Raw genomic sequence first — 3,133 nt, forward strand, 5'->3', positions numbered from 1 at the left:
AGTGTCCTCAGTCCGCAAAACCACATGCCCAGGCTGATCGTCAGGCCACACAGTCAACAACGTCATCGCAGCCCCCTCCTTGAAGAGGACCAACCAGCGACGCACCCGAATGTTCCCGCTCAAACCCTCACCGGGCAGAAAGTGGCAACCTTCACGCAGGCACCGCTGACCGGGACGGACTCACCCCTGCCGCTCTCCCCGAATAGTCCGCCGCAACCGAGGCACCCGCTCCGCCAACGTCCGCTCCCCGCCCCGCTGGGTGGGCTCGTAATAATCCCGCCCCACCAGCTCATCCGGCGGATACTGCTGCGCCAGCACACCCTCCGGCACGTTATGCGGATACCGATACCCCTGCGCGTTGCCCAACTGCTTGGCCCCCGCATAGTGCCCATCCCGCAGATGTGGCGGCACAGTCCCGATCGCACCCTTGCGAACGTCACTCAACGCGGTATCGATCGCGGTAACCACAGCATTCGACTTGGGCGCGGTAGCGAGATGGATCGTCGCCTGCGCCAACGCAAGCCGCCCCTCCGGCATCCCGATGAACTGCACCGCATGCGCCGCAGCCACCGCCGCCTGCAACGCGGTCGGATCGGCAAGCCCGACATCCTCGCTCGCATGCACCACCAGCCGCCGCGCGAGGAATCGAGGATCCTCCCCCGCCTCGATCATCCGCGCCAGGTAATGCAAAGCCGCGTCGACGTCCGACCCCCGGATCGACTTGATGAACGCACTGATCACGTCATAGTGCTGATCACCGTCGCGGTCATAACGAACAGCCGCCTTGTCCACAGTGGACTCAACAACGGCAAGATCGATCGTCTTGTTTTCCGTGGAAGCCGCGGCGTCCGCAGCCGCCTCCAGCGCAGTGAGCGCCCGCCGTGCGTCCCCGCCGGCTAGCCGCACGAGATGCGCTCGCGCCTTATCAGTAAGCGTGAGTTCCCCGCCAAGCCCACGCTCGTCGGTCAACGCGCGCTCCAGGACAGCGACGATGTCGTCGTCGGTGAGCGGCCGCAGTTGCAACACCAAGGACCGCGACAACAGCGGCGACACCACCGAGAACGACGGGTTCTCCGTGGTCGCTGCCACGAGCAGTACCGTGCGGTCCTCGACAGCGCCGAGCAGCGCGTCCTGCTGGGTCTTCGAGAACCGGTGCACCTCGTCGATGAACAGGACGGTGTTCTCGGTGTTGTACTGCCGGCGCCGCCGAGCCTCCTCGATGACGCCGCGCACCTCCTTGACGCCCGCCGACAGCGCGGACATCGCGACGAACCGGCGTCCGGTGGCGATCGACACCAGGTTCGCCAGCGTGGTCTTGCCGGTGCCGGGCGGCCCGTAGAGCAGCACGGACGCCGGGGCGGCCCCCTCGACCAGCCGGCGCAGCGGAGCCCCTTCCCGCAGCAGGTGCTGCTGGCCGACCACCTCGTCGAGGGTGCGCGGCCGCATCCGGACCGCGAGCGGCGACGTCGCCGGGTCGGCCTGCGGTTCGGCCTGGTTCGCTCCGGAGGGTTCCGGCGGCGGCCCCGCGTCGGGGTTCACCGTGAAGAGTTCGTCCTGTGCCACGCCGACGACGGTATCCGACGACCCCGACAATCCCGCTCGCCCGGCCCCGCGGCGCCGCCGGAGGGGCAGACTGGGGCGATGGTCTCCTCGGTCGCGGTGTTGTCCGATATCCACGGCGTGCTGCCCGCGCTCGACGCGGTCCTCGCCGAACCCGACTTCCAAGCTGCCGATCTCGTCGTCCTGTGCGGCGACCTCGCCGCCGGACCACTGCCCCGGCAGACGCTCGACCGGCTGATCGCGCTCGGCGATCACGCGGTGTGGGTGCGCGGCAATGCTGATCGCGAACTCGTCACCCTCGCGCGCGGCGGCCCCACGAAAATCCCGGATCCGATCGGTCCTTGGGCGGCGACGCAGCTGCGACCGGACCAGGTCGCGCTCCTCGACAGCTTGCCGTTGACGGTCACGCTGGAGATCGACGGTCTCGGCGAAGTGCTGTTCTGCCATGCGACTCCGCGCGACGACGAAGAGGTCGCGCTCGTGGACAGCCCGTTGTCGCGGTGGGCCGAAGTCCTGGACGGCGTCACCGCGGAAACCGTGGTGTGCGGGCATACCCACATGCCGTTTCTCCGCCTGGCCGACCGGTGCCGGATCGTGAACCCGGGAAGCATCGGAATGCCTTACGGCACAACGGGTGCGCACTGGGCGCGGCTCGGTCCTGGCGTGGAGTTGCGGCGTACCGCCTTCGACGCGGAGGCCGTGTGCCAGGAGTTGGCTGAGACGTCGGAGTATCCCGGAATTCAGGACTGGAACGACTACTTCATACGGAATCCGGCGTCGGATGCGGAGGCGTTGCGGGTATTCAGCCCACGCGCTCACGGAACGAACGCCACATGATGACCGCGGCGTAGGGCAGAAACTCGCGTCCGCGCCGCCATAGCCACGGCACGCCCTTCGCTACCAGCCAGCCGAAGTGTCCGGCGGCGCTGGGCTCCACTCCGCCGGAGCAGGTGAGGCTTACTGGCTCTGGGATCGCGAAACCGGCTGCTGCGGCCAGGTTCGTGAAGCCTTGGGCGAGCAGGCGGTGGCCGAGTTCGGAGGGGTGCAGGCGGTCGACGCTCCAGACGGTGAGGTCGTAGGCGCCGGGCAGGGCGTCCAGGTTCAGGCAGGTGATGCCTTCTGCTGCTACTACGCGGTCGATTGCCTCGTTCAGTTCCGCTACGCGGGCGCTCAGGGCTCGTTTCAGGGACGGCGGGAGGCGGAAGACCTTGCTGTGGTCGTGGAAACGTACTGGCAGGACGGTGGTTCCGACCGCGGTCAGCTCGCGGACGATGGCGGTCAGGTCCGCGGCGACGTCGTCCGGGTCGAAGTCCGGGCGGAGGGTGTCGTTCATGCCTACTACGACCAGGGCTACGTCTGGACGGTGGGCGATCGCCAGCGGGAGCTGGTCGGTGCGTACGCAAGCCATGCGGGCGCCGGTGAAGGACGGGTTCAGGTAGCCGGTTTCGTCGATGCCCAATGCTTCCGCGACCAAGGGGCCAACTCCGCGCCAGCCGCCGCGGTTCGGGAGGGGGTCGCCTAGTCCTACGGCTGTCGAGTCGCCGAGGATTGCCAGGCGGTTGGCTCGGCGGGT

The 3,133-nt window shown here is 68.1% G+C and carries 3 protein-coding genes; 1 reads left to right on the forward strand and 2 read right to left on the reverse strand.

Going from position 1 to position 3,133, the window contains the following annotated elements; all coding sequences use genetic code 11:
• Window positions 1-180: 180 nt before the first annotated feature.
• Window positions 181-1,563 (reverse strand): replication-associated recombination protein A, encoded by a 1,383-nt coding sequence (locus tag D0D37_RS46090; protein ID WP_116206866.1) that lies wholly within the window; start codon window positions 1,561-1,563, stop codon window positions 181-183.
• A 78-nt stretch (window positions 1,564-1,641) separates the two neighbouring features.
• Here D0D37_RS46090 and D0D37_RS46095 point away from each other — a divergent pair, with 78 nt between their 5' ends.
• Window positions 1,642-2,397, forward strand: a complete 756-nt coding sequence (locus tag D0D37_RS46095; protein WP_116206867.1) for a metallophosphoesterase family protein — start codon at window positions 1,642-1,644, stop codon at window positions 2,395-2,397.
• Here D0D37_RS46095 and D0D37_RS46100 read toward each other — a convergent pair.
• On the reverse strand, window positions 2,363-3,133 hold a 771-nt coding region (locus tag D0D37_RS46100; RefSeq protein ID WP_244223921.1), incomplete at its 5' end, for an SGNH/GDSL hydrolase family protein. The two genes, D0D37_RS46095 and D0D37_RS46100, sit on opposite strands and share 35 nt — an antisense overlap.

Source organism: Amycolatopsis circi, from assembly GCF_003385235.1.
In the GTDB taxonomy this organism is placed as follows: Bacteria; Actinomycetota; Actinomycetes; order Mycobacteriales; family Pseudonocardiaceae; genus Amycolatopsis; species Amycolatopsis circi.

What these genes read in the sequence shown, in the direction of transcription:
- D0D37_RS46095 (WP_116206867.1), top strand. Translation starts at nt 1,642, where the DNA reads ATGGTCTCCTCGGTCGCGGTGTTGTCCGATATCCACGGCGTGCTGCCC.